Origin of the sequence: Echinicola soli, from assembly GCF_006575665.1 — a bacterium.
Lineage (GTDB): Bacteria > Bacteroidota > Bacteroidia > Cytophagales > Cyclobacteriaceae > Echinicola > Echinicola soli.
In genome coordinates this window covers 166,045-190,864 of record NZ_CP041253.1, presented here as the reverse complement: position 1 = coordinate 190,864, position 24,820 = coordinate 166,045, and the positions used below count along the sequence as shown (strand labels likewise).

The 24,820-nt window shown below is 44.5% G+C and carries 17 protein-coding genes; 10 read left to right on the top strand and 7 right to left on the bottom strand.

What is annotated here, in order from left to right; all coding sequences use genetic code 11:
- Positions 1 to 82 precede the first annotated feature (82 nt).
- The 6 genes from FKX85_RS00870 to FKX85_RS00845 all read left to right on the top strand — a co-directional run bounded on the left by FKX85_RS00870 (position 83) and on the right by FKX85_RS00845 (position 9,034).
- Positions 83 to 1,840, top strand: coding sequence for an autotransporter outer membrane beta-barrel domain-containing protein (locus tag FKX85_RS00870; protein ID WP_141612955.1), 1,758 nt, complete (start codon positions 83 to 85; stop codon positions 1,838 to 1,840).
- A 92-nt stretch (positions 1,841 to 1,932) separates the two neighbouring features.
- Positions 1,933 to 2,781 carry a hypothetical protein gene (locus FKX85_RS00865; protein ID WP_141612954.1) on the top strand — a complete coding sequence of 283 codons (849 nt, stop codon included), beginning with the start codon at positions 1,933 to 1,935 and terminating at the stop codon, positions 2,779 to 2,781.
- A gap of 399 nt (positions 2,782 to 3,180) precedes the next feature.
- Positions 3,181 to 4,083 (top strand): hypothetical protein, encoded by a 903-nt coding sequence (locus FKX85_RS00860; RefSeq protein ID WP_141612953.1) that lies wholly within the window; start codon positions 3,181 to 3,183, stop codon positions 4,081 to 4,083.
- A gap of 109 nt (positions 4,084 to 4,192) precedes the next feature.
- Positions 4,193 to 4,546, top strand: coding sequence for a hypothetical protein (locus tag FKX85_RS00855; protein WP_141612952.1), 354 nt, complete (start codon positions 4,193 to 4,195; stop codon positions 4,544 to 4,546).
- Positions 4,547 to 5,065: 519 nt separating this feature from the next.
- Positions 5,066 to 6,322, top strand: coding sequence for a hypothetical protein (locus FKX85_RS00850; protein ID WP_141612951.1), 1,257 nt, complete (start codon positions 5,066 to 5,068; stop codon positions 6,320 to 6,322).
- A 39-nt stretch (positions 6,323 to 6,361) separates the two neighbouring features.
- A complete protein-coding gene (locus FKX85_RS00845) occupies positions 6,362 to 9,034 on the top strand; it encodes a DUF4347 domain-containing protein (RefSeq protein WP_141612950.1) in 2,673 nt (890 codons plus the stop codon).
- Positions 9,035 to 9,058: 24 nt separating this feature from the next.
- On the opposite strand, the gene FKX85_RS00840 is transcribed toward FKX85_RS00845, so the two are convergent.
- Together FKX85_RS00840 and rlmD are read right to left on the bottom strand one after the other, a co-directional pair.
- Positions 9,059 to 9,433, bottom strand: a complete 375-nt coding sequence (locus FKX85_RS00840) for a hypothetical protein (protein WP_210416889.1) — start codon at positions 9,431 to 9,433, stop codon at positions 9,059 to 9,061.
- A 193-nt stretch (positions 9,434 to 9,626) separates the two neighbouring features.
- The gene (gene rlmD, locus FKX85_RS00835; RefSeq protein ID WP_141612948.1) at positions 9,627 to 11,036 is read right to left on the bottom strand and encodes a 23S rRNA (uracil(1939)-C(5))-methyltransferase RlmD; all 1,410 of its coding nucleotides are present in this window, start codon (positions 11,034 to 11,036) and stop codon (positions 9,627 to 9,629) included.
- A 687-nt stretch (positions 11,037 to 11,723) separates the two neighbouring features.
- Between rlmD and FKX85_RS00830 the strand changes: the two genes are divergently transcribed.
- On the top strand, positions 11,724 to 12,536 hold the full coding sequence (locus tag FKX85_RS00830) for an SDR family oxidoreductase (RefSeq protein ID WP_141612947.1): 813 nt from the start codon (positions 11,724 to 11,726) through the stop codon (positions 12,534 to 12,536).
- Between the two features lie 6 nt (positions 12,537 to 12,542).
- Entirely contained in the window at positions 12,543 to 16,535 is a 3,993-nt protein-coding gene (locus FKX85_RS00825; protein ID WP_141612946.1) for an AAA domain-containing protein, read from the top strand.
- Position 16,536: 1 nt separating this feature from the next.
- Here FKX85_RS00825 and FKX85_RS00820 read toward each other — a convergent pair whose 3' ends face one another.
- Genes FKX85_RS00820 through recQ form a run of 4 tightly spaced genes read right to left on the bottom strand, consistent with a single transcriptional unit; the run spans position 16,537 to position 21,960 of the window.
- Positions 16,537 to 17,025, bottom strand: coding sequence for a gliding motility lipoprotein GldH (locus FKX85_RS00820; RefSeq protein ID WP_141612945.1), 489 nt, complete (start codon positions 17,023 to 17,025; stop codon positions 16,537 to 16,539).
- Positions 17,015 to 18,412: a PSP1 domain-containing protein gene (locus FKX85_RS00815; protein ID WP_141612944.1), complete on the bottom strand. Its 1,398-nt coding sequence runs from the start codon at positions 18,410 to 18,412 to the stop codon at positions 17,015 to 17,017. Before FKX85_RS00815 ends, FKX85_RS00820 begins: the two co-directional genes overlap by 11 nt.
- A 60-nt stretch (positions 18,413 to 18,472) precedes the next feature.
- Complete coding sequence (gene purD / locus FKX85_RS00810) at positions 18,473 to 19,765, bottom strand: phosphoribosylamine--glycine ligase (RefSeq protein ID WP_141612943.1); 1,293 nt, start codon at positions 19,763 to 19,765, stop codon at positions 18,473 to 18,475.
- Between the two features lie 17 nt (positions 19,766 to 19,782).
- Positions 19,783 to 21,960 carry a DNA helicase RecQ gene (gene recQ / locus FKX85_RS00805; RefSeq protein WP_141612942.1) on the bottom strand — a complete coding sequence of 726 codons (2,178 nt, stop codon included), beginning with the start codon at positions 21,958 to 21,960 and terminating at the stop codon, positions 19,783 to 19,785.
- Between the two features lie 100 nt (positions 21,961 to 22,060).
- Here recQ and FKX85_RS00800 point away from each other — a divergent pair, with 100 nt between their 5' ends.
- Both FKX85_RS00800 and FKX85_RS00795 read left to right on the top strand, forming a co-directional pair.
- Positions 22,061 to 23,029, top strand: coding sequence for a KpsF/GutQ family sugar-phosphate isomerase (locus tag FKX85_RS00800; protein ID WP_141612941.1), 969 nt, complete (start codon positions 22,061 to 22,063; stop codon positions 23,027 to 23,029).
- An 8-nt stretch (positions 23,030 to 23,037) separates the two neighbouring features.
- Positions 23,038 to 24,108 (top strand): mannose-1-phosphate guanylyltransferase, encoded by a 1,071-nt coding sequence (locus tag FKX85_RS00795; protein ID WP_141612940.1) that lies wholly within the window; start codon positions 23,038 to 23,040, stop codon positions 24,106 to 24,108.
- Between the two features lie 113 nt (positions 24,109 to 24,221).
- Here the strand turns inward: FKX85_RS00795 and FKX85_RS00790 are convergent, their stop codons facing one another.
- The gene (locus FKX85_RS00790) at positions 24,222 to 24,713 is read right to left on the bottom strand and encodes an OsmC family protein (RefSeq protein WP_141612939.1); all 492 of its coding nucleotides are present in this window, start codon (positions 24,711 to 24,713) and stop codon (positions 24,222 to 24,224) included.
- Positions 24,714 to 24,820 lie beyond the last annotated feature (107 nt).

Genomic DNA, 24,820 nt, shown 5'->3' with positions numbered 1-24,820 from the left:
GAATTGATCTTCAAAATGACAATGGTATGAAAGGCGGATCAGGTAATGTCCATATATAGGAACCTTAGATAATGATCAAGATATGAATTTTAAAGTAGTGAAATTTAAACATGTAGTGTTGGGACTGTTTTTTTTTGTTGCTGTTACGGAAACGTTAGCGCAAACGGGTATAGGAACACAATCCCCCGATGAGAGTGCAGTACTGGATGTGTCCAGTACGACTAAGGGCGTGCTGATCCCACGACTGGCTTTGACCAGTACCACGTCCCCTGCGCCACTTTCCGCAAATGTTGCTGGAATGATCGTTTACAACACAGCGACAGCTGGCACTGCACCGGAAAATGTCACGCCCGGCTTTTACTACAACGACGGCTCCGCATGGGTGAGAGTGGCCGATGTTTCTTCTCAAGATATGCGCTTTGTAGGCACCAACAACCATATTACCAAAGATGCAGGTATAGGCAGTAACGGCACAGATGCAGGTACGGGCAATAACAACATTTTCATTGGTCAAAATACAGGTACAGTTGATGCTGATTGGAGCAACCGGATACTTATCGGTCAAGATGCAGGTCAAGATGCCCAGGCTAATGGGCTTATAGCCATTGGCCAGTCGGCTGGTGAGAAATTGGGTTCGGGCATGGATGTAGATACATCCCCCGGCTTGTATATCGGGCATTTTGCCGGTTCAACGACTTTTAACGACCAGGGGCCTTCGCATAACACAATAATAGGACAATCTGCGGGTAGGATGGGTGTTTTTGAAAATTCGATAATGCTTGGTGATAGCGCAGGATATAATGCCGATGGCCATGATAACATTCTGATAGGAAAAGGTGCAGGAAAAAGCACAACTGGCGATAATAATATAGTGATAGGGAATGGGACCGAAGTAGCACCTGCTCCTGGTCTTAGTATTAACCAACTTAATATTGGCAATTGGATTTACGGTGATGATGGTGTAATTGGCATAGGCACCACTGCCCCTAAATCACGCTTGGACGTGAATGGCTATGTCAAACTGGGCAGTGAGGACCTAAAATCCACCTCTGGCAGCGATGCTGACCGAGAGGGCATGATCCGGTACGGTCCTAATAAAACCTTCCAATATCACAATGATACGGACTGGGTAACTATGGCTTCCACCACTGATGCTGATATCACCAAAGATGCTTGGGTAGACGATCCTGCCAATGATATGGTGAAACTGGGTACATTGAGCGATGGTATCACGGCCCGGACAGCCGGAACTGAGTTCGTGGCGAAGGACGATGGCAGAGTGGGGATAGGGACCAGCAACCCTGTATGGGAACTGGATGTACGGGGTTCGAGAGCTATTGGGCAATTCAAGCGTATTACTTCAGGAGCCACTAATACTTCTGCGGGGTTCCTGTTTACCAGGGCTCGTGGGATGATAGGTTCGGAGGCTGATATTCAGGCAGGTGACTTTCTTGGCAAGTTGCTGTTCAGGGGACGCACGGGAGGTGCAGACGTTGATTACGCTACAATGGCATTTGTAGCGAAAAGCACAACTGCTGAAGATGGTAGATATGCTTTTTTTACTGGCGGAGCTGCTTTTGAGGATAGTGAACTGATGACCATTCTTAGTCCTTCGGGCAATGTGGGCATAAACAAAGTTAACCCATTGAATAAGTTAGTGGTTAAGGGTGAGGATAACCCACCTACAAGTGGTGTTGTTTCGGAAGGGACTAATGCTACTCTTAGAGTAGATGGATCTGGTCACAACTTAGACTTTGGGACATATAGCATTTCGCCATGGGGGGGGGGTATATTCAATCGCATGGTAATGGAAGTGCTACTGGCTTGCCTTTGGTGCTGAACCCAACGGGTGGACATGTGGGTATAGGTACTACCAACAATCCCCAAGCAACATTACAGGTAGAAACAAAAACAACATCAACCGGCAATTTTGTGACTGTAGCTAATTTTTTAGCAACTGAAAATACTGCGACAGGAAAGAATACTCAAATACGCATAGGAACGGGATCAACTACTAATAATTCAGGGGAATATCGTTTTTATAATGTTGGACTGGGTAGTCTTTCCAATCGTTTAGATTTTGGATTTACTGGAACAGATACTCGTTTAAGCATTTTAGCTGGGGGAAATGTAGGCGTTGGAACTACTGACCCCAAAGCCAAGCTCCATGTAAACGGCTCCCTGCAAGTAACCAATGAAATAAACTTAGGGGGCAATGCTACTACTGCGGGCAGTGCGGGTACGGCAGGACAAGTCCTGGTCTCCAATGGGGCGGGTGCGGCACCGACATGGAAAAGTAACACTACGACTTCCGGAACCATTGCTAAGGCTGTATATGTACAAGGGACTTCCGAGGCCACTACTACAAGTTTTGGTGCGAATGGAACGCCTATTGACGTACCTGGCGTGACGTTTACCCATACCGTGCCAGCAGGTGCCTCCCAAACATTGTTGTTTACCATTACAGGTTATGCCGTTAGATCTGGGGAAATTATTAGTGGCCAGGCAGCCCAGGGAGTATTTACACTGTTGCAGGGAACCACTAAGGTGTCATCGGCTTATGCTGCTTCAGGCGATATTGGTGATCTTGATCATGTGCCGATATCAACTACTTTGCTCAAGTCGGTAACACTTTCCCCAGGAACCTATACATTTAAGGTACAGTATAAAGCATGGAGTGATAACCAGACGGTTAATTTTAATCCCTCGTCATTTATCGGTTATAATGGCGACACAGAAGCCATGCTTACCAAAATGCAGGTACTGGTATATAATAATTAAGCTGGCCCAGTTGTTTTTATCCCCCTGGTAAGTCCCCCTTTTGCAGGATTGACGTTTTTTTTTAATTGAACAAATTGCCCCGGTTATGATTGAAATTTAATGCGGTAACTGTTGTAACAACTTTCTTTTTAGAGGATGTATTTGTTTTGAGGAGTGGGAACCTACTGTTTTGCGTATATGTGCGTAGGTAATTATTCTTAAAAAAGTAAAATTATACATTTATTTGTAAGGATGATCGGTTTATATTCATATTAACCGTAGCTATGCCGGGCATAAGGAGGAGGGCGCTGGAGCTCAAAAACTGGGTTGAAGAGGTTGTTTTTTTATGTTCTTGTATAGGTACAATGAATGGTGCGGGGTAGAACAGGAAGGAAAGAAATGATAAAGCGGATGATAACGATGAGGAACTCATTAATGTTATTTATTTTGTGTTTGGTTGTGCCTTCGGCTATGGCGCAGACAGGCATAGGGACCAAGATTCCGGATGGGAATTCGGTACTGGATGTGTCGAGCAACACAAAGGGCATGCTGATTCCGAGACTCAGCGGAGCGGAAGTGACCACACTGGCCAATAAGAATCCTTCAGAGGGTATGGTCATTTACAATACAGAAGAAAACTGTATACAAATATATAAAGGAACAACTTTTGAGTGTTTGACGGTGAATTCGGAAGCAGACAGAAGCCGGGACGCCTGGGCAGACGATAGTGCTAATGACCAAATAAAACTGGAAACTAAAAGTGACGGTAGTTCTGTCCGTGACGACAATACTGATTTTGTAATAGAAGATGACGGAAAGGTAGGTATAGGAACGGGCTTCCCGAATGCCGATGCCCAACTGGATATCAGTGCTACGGACAAAGGGGTGTTGATACCGCGGATTGAATTGACATCCACCACGGCAGCAAGTCCCCTGAGAGCCCATGTGGCCGGTATGATGGTATACAATACCGCAACAGTGGGAGATATAAGCCCTGGATTTTATTATAATAACGGGACAGTATGGTTAAAAGTAGCCGATATGAGCCAAACCGATAACACTAAAGATGCCTGGATGGACGATAGAGCCAATGAACGGGTGGAATTGGGTGTTCAGAGTGACGGCTCCACTGCCCGTGCCGCAGGTTCAGAAGTGGTTGTGACAGACTTGGGTGAAGTGGGGATCGGGTCCAATAGCCCAACTTCGAAATTACAGGTTGCGGGATTACCGGTCTTTGTAGACAATGCGGCTGCTATAGCAGAGGGATTGACCGCAGGTGCATTTTACCATTCGGGTGACGGTATCGTAAGGGTGGTGTTCTAGTGTCGAGAGTCACATCTATTTTGACGATGAGGTAATCCCCTCGGCCGGGATGGATTATTGTCCATATTATTATAATGCCGATCTCCCGATATTGGTGATATTTTGGATAATGATAAATGAAAAAATCCCTCTTTGTCATATTACTGTTACTTGGTTAGGGAAATCGCTTTTTAAAAATTCTGAAAAGAGGGGGAGTTGTTTATATCCGTCAGTGGGTAAAGAAGATGCCCAATCCAACGATATCCCCCGAAAAAATCCCGGTTTTTCTTCATTTTTTGCAGATTTGAAAGATCCTGGAAGAACAAACAAAGGCAACCACTTATACTTGCTGGAAAACAACCTGCATTGGAACCTGGATGTTATCTTCAAAGAAGATGCATCACTTAAAAATAAATACCATTCCGCCCGCAACTACAACATGATCGCTAAAATGGTCTTGACTTTAATAGACCAGGAGAAATAAACCAAGAAAAGTAATTCCTCCAAAGGACTGCTCGCTGCACTAAATGATAATTTCAGAGCTAAAATTATCAGATTCTAAAAGGGATTTCCCTAACCGCCTTCTTTTATCTATTAAGAAAATCACCTATATTCATGAGGGTTAACGTTTATATACATTTTTACGCTAATAATACACGTAAAACTGTTTTAAGAAACCAGTAACTGGCGAAAATAACCTGTTTTAACCAGTGTTGTTATTTCCATGTTTTTTGGTAGGTACGGTGTCAAGTTATAATATGTTTTCTGGTGCATACTTCGAGCTAAAAACCCGGCTAGCTTTCAAGTAGGTAGGAGAATATTGGTGCGGAGCCTGTATTCGGTTATTAGGTGCCGGCCCTGTTTTATAGAATTTATTAATTAACCATAGTTCGATTTAAAAATCATCACTAAGAGTCTGTCTGCCCAGTAGGGGGAATCAGAATCGGTTATGGAATAAAATAAATCGATATGGAGTTGAATTATCAAAAAATGAACCCTTTGTATGAAACATTTCGGTCTTTTATTATTGCTGGTGGTAGGTTTTTTACCGGGTTTGTTAGCCCAGGAAACCGTTACCAGCGGATTTTTGATGCCCCGTGTGACCACGGCGGATCGCACTGACACGGGCAGGTTCCCTTTGTCCACCCCGGTAGGGACGCAGGTCTACGATACCGACACGGGGAGCTTTTGGTATTGGAACGGTGCCCAATGGCTGGAAAAGGCGGTGATGGATGCGATGGACACCTCGGTGGACATCTGGGAGGACGACGCTACCAATGGGATGGTGAGGCTGGGCACGGAAAGCGACGGGAGGACTGTCCGTGCAGCAGGGACAGGTTTTGTGATCAAGGATGACGGTAAGGTAGGCATAGGTACGGAAGACCCGTCCTGGAAGCTGGACGTCCGTGGGGGGGCAGCTATCGGCCATTTCAAATATTTCAGCAGCTTGGCATCCGGATCAGCAGGCATCCTGTTTGCTCGTTCGCGGGGCAGTTTGGCATCCGAATTGGATATCGAGGCGGGTGATCACCTGGGCGGGATCCGTTTCAGGGGCCATTTGGGTGACACGGATACCGACTATGCAGCCTTTGGATATGTGGCGGACGGTACCACGGCTGGTGCAGGCCATTTCAGTTTTACGGGAAGCGACGAGCTTACCGAGGTGATGGCGATAGCGACTCATACGGGCAATGTGGGCATCGGGGACTTTTCCGGCGATGAGGCGACCGATCGCCTGGATATAAAACAGGGATCGGTCAGGTTGCGCGAAGTGAACCCGACTGCTCAAAACAATACTTACCGAGGAAAGCTGGAACAGGCAGCGGAGGGTCAAAAAGACCGTGTGGTCGTCGCCGGGGCAGACGGGGTGCTCAAAAGCTTAAAGGCGGTGCTTCCGAAGTTCTTTTTTATGCCATCGGTATTGATACCGACAGCGGAGGAGCAGCTACCTCATGGAGATGTGGCTTATGGTTTTGATGGCGGTACAGGAACCTTCACAATCGATCTCTATCAAAAGTACATAGACCAATATACCGGGGTAAGTACCAATACGGTGAAGAACCCCGGAGCTACAGAAGGTATTCCGGTATTGCCTTCGGGGGCATTGGAATACCATATTACCTGGTATGATGATACGGTGTTTGATAGTGCATCGATAAGTGTCAGTGATGCCGGTGTGCTGACTTACCAACTGCTCTCCGGTACCGAAGTGACCGAAAGTTCATTTATGAACATCATTTTTGTGGTCAAAGAAAACTAACGCGAAAGGCCTTTAACAGGGCACTTAATCGGTTGATTTATGCATAGATTTAATATTACGGTACTGATCATTTGTGCTTTTTTGTTCGGTTGTTCCTTTTCTGCTGATTATGCGGGGGGGATATATGTGGATAAAGCCGTTAAAGAGCGTGAAAGCTTCTTTTTATTGGAGAGAGCTTCAGGTTCGGAAACGTATCATTTGATCACCCATGGCCGTCCGGGGTATCTGCTGATTGATGGGGAATGGCTGGATAAAGCACAAATTGTGGATTTTTTGGAGCCAGGTATTCAAAATTCAAGGTTCAAAAACCTGCATATTTACGGCTGTGAATTTGCTAAGGGGAACATAGGAACAGAAGCAGTAGAATACATAGGGAACAAACTTGGAATCAAAGTGGCCGCTTCTGAGGATATTACAGGAAAGGACGGGGATTGGGACCTGGAGGTAGGTATTGCTTCAGGCCGTTTTTTATTTCCCGGATATCACCACAACTTACAGCAAACGGGATCAACGGATGATTTGGATGGAGATGGAATAAATGACAGGGCAGATGTTGATGACGACAATGACGGGATTCCTGATATGCAGGAAGGTGCCTGTCCTGATGGGTTGGCACCTCATAGTGCTTTCACGAGTTTGTCACAAATTCGAAATATCCCTTCGGGAAGGTATTATTTTGATTTAGGTGAAGGGGTTTTTCAAGCGGATATAGATGACAGTGAAAATGGCGGATGGCTGTTGGTACTGCAGTATGTACATAAGGGAGGCACTAATCCCTCATTGACCGCATTAGCTGCCGGAGACGATTTCCCCGAAACCAGTGGGGCTGCTTTGGGAACCAGTGAAGCTGCAGATATGGCCAAATGGGGACACGCCGGCAATTCAGCCCTTAATCAATTTGATGGCGACTTTGAAATACGTTTTTATGGAGAAACCAGTTTACATGGCCGGAAAATTCATTTTAAAACCACATTAGGGACTTCGTATGTCAAAACCGGCATAGGATCTTTTGCCGGGATCTCCGATGTGGCAAATCATACACTGCTTAGTGGGCATACGGCCAACCTGCCTGCAATAGCAAATAACCGATTTTTGAATCAAAATGATCAAGCTTTGACAAATTTTCCTTTTTACAGGAATTTAACTAACCATTGGGGCATAAGAGGACGTGGGAATCGATGGGAAGTGGATGCGCCGGATGGCAGTGGATCGGCCAACAATACCATTCATAGGGTATGGATAAGGGCGACGACGGCTTTAGATTGTGAACCTGCCGATACTGATCAGGATGATATTCCTGATCATCATGATCTGGACAGTGATGGAGACGGCTGCCCCGATGCTATAGAGGGAGATGGGGCTTTTACGCAGGCTGATTTACAGGAGGCTTTTAATGATGGGGGGGATCTTGAAGAGAAGAGGAATTTATGCCCTGACCGCAGCTGTGTAGACGCCCGTGGGGTTCCTGTCAGGGAAACCATCAGTCAGGAACAGGGAATTGGTGATAGTCAAACTGCCAGCGACGATGCTGATGACGATGGGATAGGCGACACTTGTGACTGTTATGACAATACCCTATCCGGTGATGCCGACGGCGACAATGTACCCGATTATGCGGATGTGGATAGTGATAACGATGGAATATCAGATTGTGCTGAAAGTATGCAGTCAAGCGAAGTGGTCATTGTAGATGGCTCAAATACAACGGAAAGAATAGCCAGATGGGAAGGGGGAAATGGAAAAAACCTGGTGGAGGTGGCCGTAAGACCGGGATTCAGTGCGGAATATGGTGGAAGTGCCCCCGCTGATGATTTTACCGGAACCGGAAATATGCTGAATGCCAGTATAAATATGGGGGATAGTCCGGGCAAGATCGTATATGATCTGACACAAAAGGTTTACGGACGTGTTGAGTATATGCTTACCAACCGAAATGGTGATCCACATGACAGTCACAATGAAGATCATTTCGAAATAGAATATAATGTTGACCTATTTACCGCTAGATTGGTGTCGGGGGATATTTCGGGGATTGGTGTCGGGGATTTAGTCCAAAATATGATGGAATATAAATTAACTGATCCGAATACCAAATATGAAATTAAGTTAACATCAACCCTGCCTTTTTCCCCGGAAGATCAATATACGTTCAAGCATAAATTTATCAACGCATCGGCTATAAATAAAGAAAGTCCGGGACTGGAGTTATTAACAACATCGTGCCTTGACAGGGACACAGATGGAGATGAGATCGTGGACCGTTTAGATTTGGACAGTGACAATGACGGTATCCCGGATGCCATCGAAGGCTGTACCGGGATAAGAAATGAAGACCTGGATGGAAACTGCCGGCTACCGTTTGATCCCGGTACGGTCGATGAAGATGATTGTGCTTCAGGGGCTACCGTAAGGCCTTGTGATATACCACTGGATACTGATGAAGACGGTATATCCGATCACTTGGACTTGGACAGTGACGGTGATCACTGCGCCGATAGCCGGGAAGCTTTTGGAAGGGGGGGAGAGGGGACCAACAATAATGTAAACAACACCTATGACAATACCCTGAGTGTGGATACGAAAGGTTTGACCACCAAGGTAGGCTGCGGTGCACCGGGAAGTGATGGTTGGCGGAACGAAAACAACAAAAACAAGTGCACAAGAATATATACTAACCCGGCCATGCATACCATTGGGAAGAGAGTCCCATGATGAAAGCGGTTGGGATCTTCAGCTTTAATCATTGGGATAAGGAATATAAACGAAATTGGTAAAGTCCTGGTCAACCACAAATAGACAGCAGTATTCATCAGGATTTTTGTAAGCTCCCTTAAAGTCTTCAATGGCCTCCTGATCTACCAATTTTCGTTGGATAAATTCATCCAGGTAGGTGATGTAATAATTCCAATCTACTTTTAGGTCGGTATTGCCTATCAATAGTTGCCCAATCGGTTGCCCTGTTTTGCACACAGGGAAAATGGGGAAATCAGAAAATTTCCTGGACCGTACTTGGTAGGAAGCCTCTTTCAGCGTTTCAGCCACTTTGACAAAGTCATTAGTGATTGTTCCTAGATATTTGCCGCTTAGTTCCGGATCATTATCGTCTCTCATGATGTTGGTTATATGTTATGAAGTTATACCGTAGGCATCCCTACGGGGCCGCTTATTCGTTATTGATTACTGCTATCGGTACATTGTCCAAGCTCCACGGTCGACAGACCACAGCCGCATTTGTTGATTTATTATTCACTATTTAATCGGTTGTCCTTCAGCTTGATACCTCATATCTGGTATCTGACACCGGTTACCCAGTCTTCAATGTCAGCAGTACCACGTTTTCCACATGATAGGTCTGTGGAAACATGTCCACGGGCTGTACGATATCCACATTATATTTATCACCCAAAAGCGCAATGTCCCGGGCCTGTGTGGCAGGGTTACAGCTGACGTATACGATTTTTGGAGCCGCCAGTTTTAAAAGCATACTGACCACATCTTCATGCATCCCCGCTCGAGGGGGGTCGGTGATGATCACATCCGGTGCTGCATGTGAAGCGATAAACTCATCAGTAAGCATGTCCTTCATGTCTCCTGCATAAAACAGGGTGTTGTCAAGGTCATTCTCCTTAGCGTTTAGCTTGGCGTCTTCGATCGCTGCTTCAACGTATTCAATGCCGATGACCTGTTTGGCTTTTTTTGCCACGAAATTGGCGATCGTTCCGGTGCCTGTGTAGAGATCATACACGACTTCATCCCCATTAAGATCAGCAAATTCCCGTGCCACTTTATACAGCTCATAGGCTTGTTTTGAATTGGTTTGATAGAACGACTTAGGGCCAACCCTGAATTTCAGTCCTTCCATCTCTTCGATAATATAATCCCTGCCCATAAAAGTATGGATATCCTGATCATGGAAAGTCTCGTTCTTTTTTAGGTTGATGATGTATAGCAGTGAGGTGAGGTCGGGAAATCGCTCTGAAAGGAAAGTCATCACCTGATCAACCTGTTCGGGATTATCTTCCCCAAACTGCACGATTACCATGGTCTCGTCGGTGACACTGGTTCTGATGATCAAGTTTCGGAGGAGCCCCTCTTGCTTGATCATATCAAAGAAAGTCAGCCCCTTCTCAAGGGCGAAATCCCTAAGTGCATTTCTGACCTCATTGGACACCCCTCCTTGTAGATAGCAATGCTCGACATCTACGATTTTATCGAATCGCTTGGGAATATGAAAACCAAGGGCATTTCTTTCAAACTCCTTACCAGAATCAATTTCCTCTCTGGTGAGCCACCTGTTATTGGAGAAAGTGAAATCAAGTTTGTTACGATAATACCTCGTATCGGCAGAGCCTATGATGGGCAGGACTTCTGGAATGGGTACCTTGGCAATTCGCTGAAACTGGTCCACGACCTGCTGCCGCTTATATTCCATCTGAAGGTCATAGTTGATGTGCTGCCATTTACATCCTCCGCAAACGCCAAAATGCGAGCAGAAAGGTTCTGCCCGGTCTTTGGAATATTCATGGATGTGGATGGCCTCACCTTCCATAAAGCTACTTTTTCCACGCCTGATCCTGACGTCTACCACATCTCCTGGTGCCACATGTTGGACAAATACCACTTTTCCTTCGTAGTGGGTGACACTTTTGCCTTCAGCGGCAATCCGCTCTATCGTAAGGTTTTTTAAAACCTTATTTTTCATCTTTCTCGACATAGGCTGCAAAATTAATCATATTATCTGAATTGTGGCAATGGAATCACAGCAGTAAAGTATCAAGATTAGAGTAAAGACAAGTAGTGAGATATGAGTACAAGAGAAAACAGTATTCCTCTCCGCGGCAGCGGGGAGGTTAGGTGGGGTGGATCGGAGAAAAGAAAAAGAGCAAAGAAAAAATGCAGATAGCAAAATATAGGGTGGAGTCGGGAGACACAGTCTTTGTGGTCCCGCGTCAGAGACGGCGGGACAACGCTAATACGTGGTTGTACCGGGTCTCTGCCCCGGTACTAAGAAACATGAGTCCCTTCCTGGGCACAGCCCTCGTCATCACCAATAATGGGCAAAAGCTTGGGAAGGTTTGAAAGGAATTGGTCAAAACTTCTGTCAAGGAAAGAACCGGTTGTTATCATGTTTGACAATGAAATCTAATAATTAATCCGCTCAACACTAATCAGGGGTTTACAGTTAGGTGGGGTAGATTGGAGCATAGACAAAGGCCACAGTCGATAGGCTAATTTTTTGTCGTGCCGAGGCCCAGCCCTTACCAAAACCCTAAACAAAGGAAATCCTGTATTTGGACAAGGATTCAACATTATTGCATTTCTCCAATATTTCAATTAACCAATAACCCATTAACCAATTTGGCCGAAATGATTATATTTAGGCTTAAAGTATGAAACAATAATGAATTTAAGAGATAAGGTAGTAATAGTGACCGGAGCTACTTCGGGGATTGGAGAATCTTGCGCCCTCGCGTTTGGAAAAGCAGGGGCCAAGGTGGCGATTACGGGCAGAAGTCAAGTGAAAGTAGACAATACCCTGGTAAAACTGCAGCAAGCGGGAGTGGAGAGTATCGGAGTATTAGCGGATGCTGGAGCAGAGGAGGACAATAAAAAGATGGCCGCAAAAGTGAAAAGCCATTTTGGCAAGATAGATATTTTGATCAATAATGCGGGGATATCCATGAGGGCTCTTTTTGAAGAGTTGGATACTGCAGTTTTTCATAAGGTGATGGACACCAATTTTTGGGGGACTGTATACGCTACTAAGTATTGTCTCCCTGAAATTTTGGAGCAAAAAGGATCTATCATTGGGGTTTCATCTATCAATGGATATCGAGGGACTCCTGCCAGGACTGCTTATACGGCTAGCAAGTACGCTATGAATGGATTTATGGAGTCGCTGCGCACCGAGGTGATGAAGAGAGGCGTTCATATTTTAGTAGCTTGCCCGGGATTTACGGCATCCAATATCCGAAACAATGCCTTGACAGCTGATGGAGGTTCTCAAGGAGAGTCTCCCAGAAATGAGGACGATATGATGACAGCAGATGAGGTGGCCCAGCATATCCTCAAGGCCACACTAAAGCGGAAACGTGATTTGGTTTTGACCCGAGAGGGGAAATTGGCCGTGTTTTTGAACAAGTGGATACCGGGTATCATGGATGGAATTGTCTATAACCATATGGCCAAGGAAAAGGAGTCTCCATTTAAATAGGATTTTATGATAAAGGATGTCTTTCAGGTCTATATGAACAGATTAATGGATTTGTCTGCAAGGAATAGATCCGTTTTTTTACCAAAACTGGTGAGTACCCAAATGATAGACCTGAAGGAATTTGAATTTTTGGAGTATGAAAATTCCTTTGCCTATATTACTGAGTTACTGGGCAGAAAGAAGAAGATTCCGTTGGTGCCCGCAGAGGATGCCAGAGATGCTAAGGTAAATCAGCTCTCTCTCCGTTTGAAGCGGCTTGGCCAGCGGGTAAAGCTCGCTGAAGAAGAAAGCGGGGAGAAAAGTCTTTACGTGGGATGGCCTTTTATAGAAGGAAAACTTCCCAATGATCAAGCGATAAGATGTCCCTTGTTATTCTTCCCTGTTCGTATAGTCGAAGAGGGGAAAAAGTGGTTCTTTAAGAAAAAATCTGGCGATCAACCTTTTTTTAACAGAGCTTTTTTGCTGGCTTATGCCAACGCTCACCAACAGTCTTTTAAAAAGGAGTGGTGGGAAAATCCCCTGGAGCATTTCCCTAAAGAACCTACCCCATTCAGAACAGCACTTTACCAATTTCTCCAAAAGGAATTAACCTTGAATTTTGGCCAGGAATTGTTTCAGGACAAACTAGATGATTTTAAAGAGAAAAGTGCTGCCGAGGTAGGTAAAGTGTTCAAAGCAGGAATGCTGAAATTAAGGCCCAATGCTATTTTGGGTCAATTTTCCCAAAAAAGCTCCTTTTTGATCAAGGACTATGAAGAGCTGATGGATAAATTTTCAGGCGAAAACCTGGAAGGCCTTTTTACGGAATGGTTTGCCGATGAAAGAGAGGAACAACCATCCCGTGCAGAGGGAAGTTTGTTCAATACACTTCCGCTGGATGCAAGTCAGGAGGAAGTGCTTAAGACCGTCCGACAGGGAGGCTCTTGTGTCGTGGAGGGACCGCCTGGTACAGGGAAGTCCCAGCTTATTTGTAACCTGGTAGCCGATTTTATCTCAAGGGATAAGAAGGTGCTGGTGGTTTCCCAAAAAAGAGCCGCTTTGGATGTGGTCCATGATAGGTTGGTCGAGCAAGGGTTCGGTGCCTTTATGGCACTGGTCCATGATTTCAGGACAGATAGACCTGCGATGTTCAAGAAATTGGCTGATCAAATCAACTCACTTGAAATCTACAAAGGACTGAACCGGAGCCTTGATGCCATCCAATTGGAGCGGAGTTTTAGTAAAATTGTAAGTGTAATTGATCATCATAGCGAGTATTTGGAGGAATACAGGCATGCGCTCTTCAATACAGAGGAATGTGGTGTCCCTGTGAAGGAACTTTATTTGAGCTCTTCGCTAGATGATCAGCACCTAAACCTGACCCAATATTATAAGCATTATCACTGGAGTATTTTGGATGAGTTTTTACGGGATTTAAAGGAATACCTGTATTATTATCCAAAGTACGGACAGGCAGATTCCTTTTGGCTTCATCGCGTGGATTTTGCTGAATTTACGGCCAATGCTATCCATCGTTTCAAGGAAAACTTGCTGGAGATTAAAGAGCTGAAAAGTACCGCCGAGTTGATTCTTGGTGACTTATTGTACCAGCCATTTGAATTTCCCTTGGTATACCAATCTTTTGAGCAGAAGGCCAGGCTTGAGGAATTACAAAAACTGATCAGTAATAAAGATGTTTTTTTGGTTCTGAAGAGGTTAATGAAATATCCAAAGGCTGATATGGACCTTTTGTGGCTGGAGAATAAGGTGGATATCATCAAAAACCTGTTAGCAGCGGAAGGTGTCGAGTGGTCTCTTGAAGATGGTAACGTAGAAGATACCTATCAAAAAGTACTCCATGTGATAGGAATGAAAGATTCTTGGTGGAAATCACTTACGCTTCGTTTTTATAGAAAAGAATATCGCGAGGTATGGTCGCTTTTAGAGCATAATGAGCTGGAAAGGAACCTGGAGGGATTACAAGTACTGGTCAAGATGTTGGGAAATAGGCTAAACATAAACCATCAATATACCCTTCTCGACCGAAAGCCCTGGATCAATCTTCCGGAAAAGCCCTTTGGGTTTCCCGCTTTTAACCATGAGTTTCATGTCCTGATAGAAGCTGTGAAAGCTCGGTTTATCCTTGAGGAGCTAGGAGTGCTTACCCCGTATTTGATTTTTGACAATGCCGATTTTGATCATTTCAGAAGGATTTTACAAGAGCTGATAGGGATCAATGAGCTGATTGAACATAAGACTTCTGGATGGAGAAATTATTTCAGCACGATTCAGATAAAGCATTTATTGACCACTTCGGATGAAGATAAACTTGATAAGATTCAGGACACTATTACGGAAAATTTTACGGAGATAGTGGCCATGGACAGGCTAAAGCGGAAGCTGAGAAGTATCGATATAGAAGTGATCAATAAACTACTGGATGATTATCCAGATAAGGACTTTGAAGAACTCAAGCAGATTTTCCTAGCAGGGCTTAAGCTCAGCTGGATAGAGCATATCGAAGCTAAATACCCGGTACTCCAGGAAATGAGTCTGTTCAAGGTGAAGGATATTTTGGAGGAGTTTTCGGAAGCTGTGGACGAAAAGCTAAAAATCAGCAGGTTTATTACTGAGATGCGGCTTAGGGAAAATACATTTAAAAAACTTGAATATAATCGTTTAAATAATCTGATTACTTACCGGGAACTACAGCACCAGGTTACCAAGAAGAAGCGATTGTGGAGTATAAAAAAACTGGTTGAAAAGTTTCAAGAAGAAATTTTCAGGTTGGTTCCTTGCTGGTTGGCGTCACCAGAGACTGTCTCAGCACTTTTTCCAATAGAGAGCCGATTTGACTTGGTGGTATTTGACGAGTCATCTCAGTGCTATGCAGAAAGGGGTCTTCCAGCCATGCTGAGAGGGAGGCAAGTGGTCATTGCCGGAGATAGTCAGCAGTTACAGCCTTTTGATTTATATAGGGTCCGAATGGATGAAGCTGACCAGGAAGGAATGGATTTGGAGGTGGAATCCCTGTTGGAACTGGCTTCCCATAATTTTAAGAAATATACCTTAGAAGGGCATTATCGAAGTAAGTCACTGCCATTGATAGCATTTTCCAACGAACATTTCTATGACAATAAACTAACAATGCTACCTGAAATGGATAGTCTAAATCAGGAAGTGTGCGCGTATAAATGGATAAAGGTGGAAGGCACATGGGACAAGCAAACCAATACGGTCGAAGCAGAAAGGGTGGTTAAAGAATTGAAGGAGCTGGTAGCGGAATCTTCTGGGCTGTCGATTGGTGTGATTACCTTTAACTATTACCAAATGGAGCTGATTGTTGATCTGATCGCAAATGAGAAGGGCCTCAGGGGCAAGTTCGGAAAGAAAATTAAGGTCAAAAATATTGAGAATGTCCAGGGAGATGAGTTTGACGTGGTGCTTTTTTCGATTGGCTATGCTCGAAATAAGGCCGGGAAGTTTATCGCTAATTTCGGTTCTCTATCTAAGGATGGGGGTGTGAATCGGCTAAATGTAGCGGTTACACGGGCTAGGGAAAGGGTCTATGTGATTACGAGTATCTCGGCAGATGATTTCAGGACAAAGCAAATTTACAATCCTGGCATCAGAATGCTAAGGGATTACCTGCACTACGCCGAGGAGGTTTCCAAAGGGAGAAAAGTGGGTGTCCAAGAGCAGACCTCGGGAGGGTTCGAGGTCTCCTGGTACCTAAAGAATAAGCTGGAAGGCACCTATGGCGGACACACTGTTAGAAACAGCACAATCTCAAGGAATATGGATTTGGAACTGCTTGAAAGCGGTAAGTATGTGGGAGCTATTCTAACAGATGACAACCGGCTATTTACAGCCAAAACAGCAAAAGAGGCTTTTGTGTATCATCCAAGGATATTAAAGGAAAAAGGCTGGCATATCACTCAGGTGTTTAGCCGGCAGTATTGGATGGATCGTGAGGATCTGTTACAGACAAAGATCCATGAAAACTTAAAGAAGGAGTGAATCAATCATCCACTCCTCTTTTAAGTTTGATTCCCACGGCTTCTATGCCGTCCAAGTCATTGCTTCGCATGTATTGGACAAATTGTATCGTTATTTTTTCGCCATCTTTCACTTTGCTTAACGGCAAGGTGTCCATTTGGGTAAAGCTGTTGCCATAACCACTACCTAAGGGCTTTCCGGTTTTGGGATCAAATAAATTAAGGTTTAACAATTCGTTATTCCTGATTTGTCCAAGGCTGTCCCTGACCAAATACCGTACATAAAGGTTGTAATAATCATAATCCTTATTGTACTTGACACGAAGCGTAGAAATTACGTCATCATGATCATATTTCGTCTCAATGTCAAACGTAACGGTATCAGCGATAGGCCAAGATAGATTTTCCAAGCCATGGTATTCTTCATATACCCGGTCGTTGTTACAGGAAAGCAGAAGGGATGATATCAGCAAAGTCCCATAAAGCTTTTTGACCATCGATCTATTGTTCATTTTGCTGATTGCCTTTATTATTGGAGGGTCTTCCTCCTCCCTTTTTACGATTGTTCCTGCGCTTGTTGCCTTTTGGTTTTGCACCTTGAGCAGTTTGAGGGTTTTTCTGGTCACCTGCAGGCTGCTGTTTTTGAGGGGATGGTCCCTTTCTTTGTTCACCGCCTTTTCTTCGGTTGGAAGGTTTGCGGTGAGATTGTTGCTTGTCTTTATTGTCCTTGTTTGGCGGAGAAGTTTGCGTGTCGGCTTTGGCTCCGGCCGGTTTGTTAGCTGATTGTTTTGGCCTGGGCTTTCGTTTTTTCTTCTTCTTATTGTTCTTACTGAATTTTTTGTCCAGCATTTCCAAATCGATATTGGAGTTGCTCTTATCTTCATCAAGGTCCATGACATCGTTGAACTCAAGACTGAAAGGTTTTTCCCCTTCCTTATTCATCTCGATGATCTCTTTTACCCTGCCGCAATCAATCGAATGCCAGTTGTTTTCATTGTTATAACTAAACCACATTAGCTTCCTGAAGATGTCTGTCTTCTGGAGTTTTGCATGGCCGGCTTCTGTCACCAAGGGCTTTTCGATGTTTGGAATATCTTCCAAAGCGGTCATGTATGTATCCAGCTCATAATTGAGGCAACACTTCAGCCTTCCACATTGTCCGGAAAGCTTGGTGGGGTTTAAGGAAAGATTCTGGTACCGTGCGGCAGAAGTGCTGACACTTTTGAAATCATGGATCCAGGTAGAGCAGCATAATTCACGGCCACATACACCAACTCCTCCCAATCTACCTGCTTCTTGCCTAAGGCTGATTTGTCGCATTTCCACACGGATTTTGAATTCAGAAGCCAGTATTTTGATCAGTTCCCTGAAGTCTACCCGCTCATCGGCAGAATAGTAAAAGGTGGCTTTCGAATTGTCCGCCTGATATTCTATATCGGACAATTTCATTTCCAGCTTTATTTCGTCGATGATTTGCTTGGTCCTATATAGGGTCGGTACTTCCCTGTTTTTGGCTTCTTCCCACTTTTCAAGGTCTTTTGGTGAGGCGACACGATAGATCTTGGTGATGTTGTCATCATTTTTGATCTTTCGTTTTTGCATTTGAAGCCTGACCAGCTCCCCTTGGAGGGAGACATAGCCGATATGGTGGCCACTGGGCACATCCACTACCACCGGATCACCAGTGGTGAGTTGAAGGTGGTTTACGTTTCTGAAATAATCTTTTCGTCCGCCTTTAAACTTGACTTCTACTATGTCAAAATTATCCACGTTTGGAATGCCCATATGGGACAGCCAATCGAAGGAATTCATTTTATTACAATCGCTCGTACCACAAGTGCCATTATTTTGGCACCCTCCGCTTCCAGCGGTGGTAGAGCAGCTACTACATCCTGCCATAACACATATATTATTTAGGGAACATGCTCAGTGCATGTTCCTCGTGAATAAATTATGGTTTTATTTACCATAATTTAGGATGTCTTGACCGATATCATTTCGGAAATAGACATCTTTCCAGGATATTTCATGTACCCTGGAATAGGCATTGGACAGCGCTTCTTCTATGCTGTTTCCTTTGCCTGTGATTCCCAATACACGGCCGCCATTGGTGACCACATCTCCTTGGGGGGTTGTGGAGGTGCCTGCGTGGAATGTGATACTGTTGCCATTTTCATTATCAAGTCCACTGATCACATCACCTTTTGGATAGGCACCTGGGTATCCACCCGCTACCATTACAATAGTCGTGGCCGTAAAGTCTTCCAGTGTTAATTCATAATCTTTCAGGGTGCCTGTACCCATGGCATAGAGCAAGTCCACAAAATCACTCTTGATACGAGGAAGTACTGCTTGGGTTTCAGGGTCTCCCATACGCACGTTATACTCGATCACATAAGGTTCTCCATTGTCATTCATCAAACCGATGAAAATGAATCCCTTATAATCTATTTGGTCTTTTTCAAGGCCTTCAATGGTCGGTTTGACCACTTTTTCTTCGACTTTTCTTAAGAACTCACCTTTTGCAAAAGGCACCGGACTGACTGCTCCCATACCACCTGTATTGAGGCCTGTGTCTTTTTCACCGATGCGTTTATAATCTTTCGCTTCAGGGAGGATTTTATAGCTTTTACCGTCTGTCGCCACGAATACAGAGAGCTCAATGCCTGATAAAAACTCCTCAATGACCACTTTTTCGGAGGCTGCACCAAATTTGCTTTCCAGCAGCATCTCCTTAAATGAACTTTCAGCATCTTCTAAGGTTTCGCAGATCAGCACACCTTTCCCTGCCGCAAGCCCGTCGGCTTTGAGCACCACTGGGAGCTGCTGTTTTTTGATAAACGCCAATCCTTCGTCGATAGTATCTATGGTAAAGGTCGCTGAAGCAGCGGTGGGCACTTGGTGGCGCTGCATAAACTGTTTAGAAAAATCCTTGCTTCCTTCCAAGGTGGCTCCTTTTTGTTTTGGCCCTACCACAGGCAATGCTTTCGTCTCTTCTTGGGAAGCAAAATAATCTGCCACACCCTTGACCAAGGGTTCTTCGGGGCCTACCACCACCAAGTCAATCGAATTGGCAAGGACAAATTCCTTCATGGCGCCAAAATCCGTGATTCCAATGGATACATTGGTAGCGATGCCGGCAGTGCCAGCATTTCCTGGGGCTACATATAGACGGTCGCATTTTGGGCTATTGGCAATTTTATAGGCGAAGGCATGTTCTCTTCCTCCGCTTCCTAATAACAGTATGTTCATTTATTTAAATCTAAATTTTAATTGGCATGATCAGAAATAAACTTAATTCTGTAGACCCGGATTTCTTCTTCTCCAAAGTCTTCATCCTCAAGTTCTTGAAGTGCTTCTCTGATGTTGTCTGTTTCGGCGGTCATGAAGTAATCATGTAAGGTGTCTTCCCGCTCTTCATCCATAATGTTATGGATATAGTAATTGATATTTAATTTGGTGCCACTATAGATAATCTGTTCGATTTCCTGCAGTAATTCTGACATTTCTATGTTCAGGTTACTGGCGATTTCATCCAGATCAATCTTGCGGTCTACCTGCTGGATGATTGATATCTTTACTTTGGAGCGTGTACCGGCGGTCTTGACGACAACGTCCGAAGCCGTAATAATGTCATTTTCCTCAACATAATTGGTAATTAACTTGAGAAATGAAGCTCCAAATTTAGTGACTTTTCCCATACCTACCCCATTTATTTGGGCAAGTTCTTCTTTGGAAGTAGGGTAAACGGTCGCCATTTCTTCCAAAGACGGGTCTTGGAAAATGACGTAAGGGGGCAGGCCTTTGCTTTTGGCTACTTTTTTTCGCTCTACCTTTAGCAGTTCAAAGAGCTTTTCATCATAAGCTTTATTGGTATTGGCGATTTCCTCAGCCTCATCGTTTTCGATCATTTCTTCAAAATCATGATCTTTAGTGAAGGTGATCTCGTGAGGGCTTTTCAGGAAGTCCTCGCTGGCTTTGGATAGCTTGATGACACCATAGTTTTCGATGTCTTTTTCCAACAGCCCATGAATCATGGTTTGCCTTATGACAGACCTCCAGTATCTTTCGCTGTCTTCCTGACCTTTGCCAAATACAGAAAGCCCATCGTGGTTGTAGCTCTCCATGTATTCATTCTGTTCACCACGGATGACATTTACGATGTGGTCCAGGCTGAATCGCTGGTGGGTTTCCTTCACCGCTTCTATGGCGGTCAGGATATCTTCCTTCGCGTCGAAAGAGTCTCTTTTTTTCTTACAGTTGTCACAAAAACCACAGTCTTCATTCAGGCTTTCCCCAAAATAATGCAGCAGGACTCTCCTGCGGCATACAGAGCTTTCTGCGTAAGCGGCCATCTCTTGAAGCAGTACTTTGGCATTCTCACGCTCATTGACAGGTTTGTCTTTATTGAACTTTTCGAGTTTGACAATGTCTTCGTATTTGTAGAACATCAGGCAATGCCCATCCAGCCCATCACGTCCTGCTCTTCCGGTTTCTTGGTAGTAGCCTTCCAGTGACTTGGGGACGTCATAGTGGATGACATAGCGGACGTCGGGTTTATCAATTCCCATCCCAAAAGCAATCGTGGCCACGACCACATCCACTTCTTCATTAAGAAAGTCATCTTGGTTCTTTATCCGCATGGCGGATTCAAGGCCAGCATGGTAGGGAGCGGCATTGATGCCATTGACCTTGAGGAGCCCGGCGATTTCTTCCACCTTTTTTCTGCTCAGGCAATATATGATCCCCGATTTGCCTTTCTGGGATTTGACATACTTGATGAGGTGCTTTTTGGTATCTGATTTTGCTTTTGGCTTTACCTCATAGAAAAGGTTGGTCCTGTTAAAGGAAGACTTAAACAGATCGGCTTCCTCCATGTTGAGGTTTCGCTGAATGTCCTGTTGAACTTTTGGGGTGGCCGTTGCAGTGAGCGCGATGATAGGAAGTGAGTCGCCGATTTGCCCGATAATACTTTTGATCTTTCGGTATTCAGGCCTGAAATCATGGCCCCACTCTGAAATACAGTGGGCCTCATCGATGGCGACAAAACTGAGTTGGGCAGACTTTAGGAACGTTACATTCTCCTCCTTGGTAAGGGACTCTGGTGCTACATAAAGCAGTTTTGTCGCGCCTGAAAGGACTTCTTTTTTGACCCTGTTGGTTTCCGTCTTGCTGAGTGTCGAATTCAGGAAATGGGCGTTAATGCCAAAAGCGTTCAGTTGATCTACTTGGTTTTTCATCAAGGCGATCAAAGGAGATATGACGATAGCCGCACCTTCTTTGGTGACAGCTGGAAGTTGATAGCATAAGGATTTTCCGGCTCCTGTCGGCATGATCACAAACGTATTGTTGCCCTGTAATATGTTGTCAACAATAGCTTCCTGATTTCCTCTAAACTGATTGAAGCCAAAAATCTTCTTGAGGTTCTCTTTAATTTTTATGTCCACTCCATTATCTATTTTTAATGATGGGCCGATAGCGTTTCATTAAATTTTTACCGCAAATAATTTTACCTTTGTACAAATTTAATTAATAACCTCGGTAAAATTGAATATAATAAAAAATATTAGAAACAGCGCCATTAAAGTTCTCCAAACAGAGGCAGAAGCACTCCGAAATTTGATTCCGAATATTGATGGTGACTTCGAAGCATGCGTGGAAGGGATTCTCCATTCCAAAGGGCGTGTGGTGATTACCGGGGTGGGCAAAAGTGCCATTGTTGCCACCAAAATCGTGGCCACCTTAAATTCCACCGGTACTCCAGCACTTTTTATGCATGCCGCCGATGCTATTCATGGTGATTTAGGTATGATCCAAAAGGAAGATTTTGTACTTTGTATCTCCAAGAGTGGAAATACTCCAGAGGTGAAAGTACTGGTGCCGATGCTCAAGAGGATGGGGTCGAAGCTAGTGGCCCTGGTTAGTAACACCGAAAGCTACTTGGCAGAACATGCTGATTTTGTGCTGAATGCGACCATTGCCGCGGAGGCTTGTCCGTTAAATTTGGCTCCTACCACAAGTACCACGGCGCATATGGCGATGGGTGATGCCCTTGCTGTTTGTCTTTTGGAAGCCCGGGGCTTTAGTAGCGATGATTTTGCCCGCTACCATCCCGGCGGATCTTTAGGCAAGCAACTTTATCTCACGGTGGATGACCTGATGGTAAAGGATGCTGTTCCTGTGGTGGATGCCGAGGCAGTCCTCACCGAAGTAATCCTGGAAATCAGTGGAAAGCGCCTTGGGGCCACCGCAGTGCTAAATGCCCATAAGAAGTTAATAGGAATCGTTACCGATGGAGACCTCAGAAGAATGCTCGAAAAACACCGAGATTTATCCGAGGTGACAGCTAAAGATATTATGACCAAAAAACCAAAGACCATTGCTCGCAAGGAATACGCCGTGAGGGCGTTGAATAGAATGAGGGAGTGTAATATTACACAGTTGGTGGTGGAAGAGGATGGTGAAGTGTTTGGATTCATTCATATCCACGATTTAATGAAAGAGGGGATTGTTTAATAAAGATCATGCGAAATACACCATATATTGTTGTTCTTGCCGGGGGAGTTGGTACTAAATTTTGGCCGCATAGCAGAAACAACCTTCCAAAACAGTTTTTAGATCTATTGGGTACAGGGAGGAGTTTGCTCCAAAACACCTACGACCGATTTGTGAAACTATCCAGCCCTGACAGGTTTATTGTGGTGACCAACCATATCTATGCGCACATTGTCAAAGAACAGCTTCCTGACTTAGATGATGCCCAGATTTTAAGAGAGCCGCTACGAAGGAATACAGCCACGTGCATTGCTTATGCCAGCTACGTGATTCAGAAGAAAGATCCGGGTGCAAGGGTAATCGTGACGCCGTCTGATCACCTGATCTTGCACGAAGTGACTTTTCAGGAAACCATTGCACTGGCCTTAAGTGAAGCTGAAAAGGACAGCCACTTGATTACTATTGGCATCAAGCCCAATAGACCGGATACAGGCTATGGCTACATCCAATACATCGATAGCCAGGAAGAAGTCAAGAAGGTGAAGACCTTTACCGAAAAACCCGATGCGGAACTGGCAAAAACCTTTCTGGAAAGTGGGGATTTCGTATGGAACAGTGGTGTGTTCGTTTGGAAAAACAGGTCTATCATTAAGGCATTTGAAGAACAGATGCCTGAAATGGCTGAGGTGTTTGAAGAAGGAGCTGATTTTTATTCCACTCCTGAGGAAAAGGCGTTCGTGAAACGCGCTTATTCTCTGGTGAAAAATGTCACCATAGATATTGGTATTATGGAAAAATCAGATGATGTTTACCTGATATTGGGCGATTTTGGATGGTCTGATCTTGGTTCTTGGTTGAGTATCCACCAACTGAAACCCAAAGATAAAAACAATAACGTCGTGGATGCTAATGCAATGCTCTATGATACGTCCAACAGCTATATCAAAGTTTCTCCCCAGAAGCTTGTCGTTGTCCATGGATTGGATAACTACCTGATCAATGAATCCGAAAATGTACTTTTGATCTGTAAGCTGGATGCTGAAAAGAAATTCAAGGAATTTGTGGCTGATGCCAAGAACAAAGGAGAGGACTTTATTTGATGACTCTGATCCTTGCTCTTCCTTATGTTATTATACGATAAGTGACACAAAAGGGCTAATGAATAATTGATCTGGTAAGCCCCATTTCCACTATGGAGATTAGATTCCCAAGGTCAGCTATAACTTTGCTTTTTGGAGGCGATCCTTACCACCGGTTTATGGCGAATTTTGAAGTTACAGCTGTTGGCGATAAAACAATATTTGTTAGCCTCTTCGTGAAGCTGCATGGCCTTGGTTTTCATGGACTCAGCTTCCACGGTTACCACAGGGTATAATACCACTTCGCTAAACTGCCCCGAGCCATTTTTATTTTCCTGCATGATCCCCTCAGCATGGTCCTCGTATGAGACAATACTCACTCCGGCTTCAGCACACAGGTGAAGGTACCAAAGCATGTGACAGGAAGCGATGCTGGCCAAAAATAGTTCTTCCGGGTTATGGCGGGACTTATCTCCGCGAAAATGGGGGTCTGCACTTCCGTAAACAACAGGCCTGCCCTCTGTGACGACATCAAAGTTTCTTTGGTAGGCAAGGTATCCCCTTGTCCCCATACCGGTATTTCCGGTCCATGTGATTAGTGTCTGATAATGGTGGAATTTTGACATGTCATTAAGATAGGGAAAAATGGAATATTGAAAAATTAAAATATTGTAAAATTATCGTATGCACTGAATTTCTATTTTAGTGCATACGATAATTTATGGTCGAATGG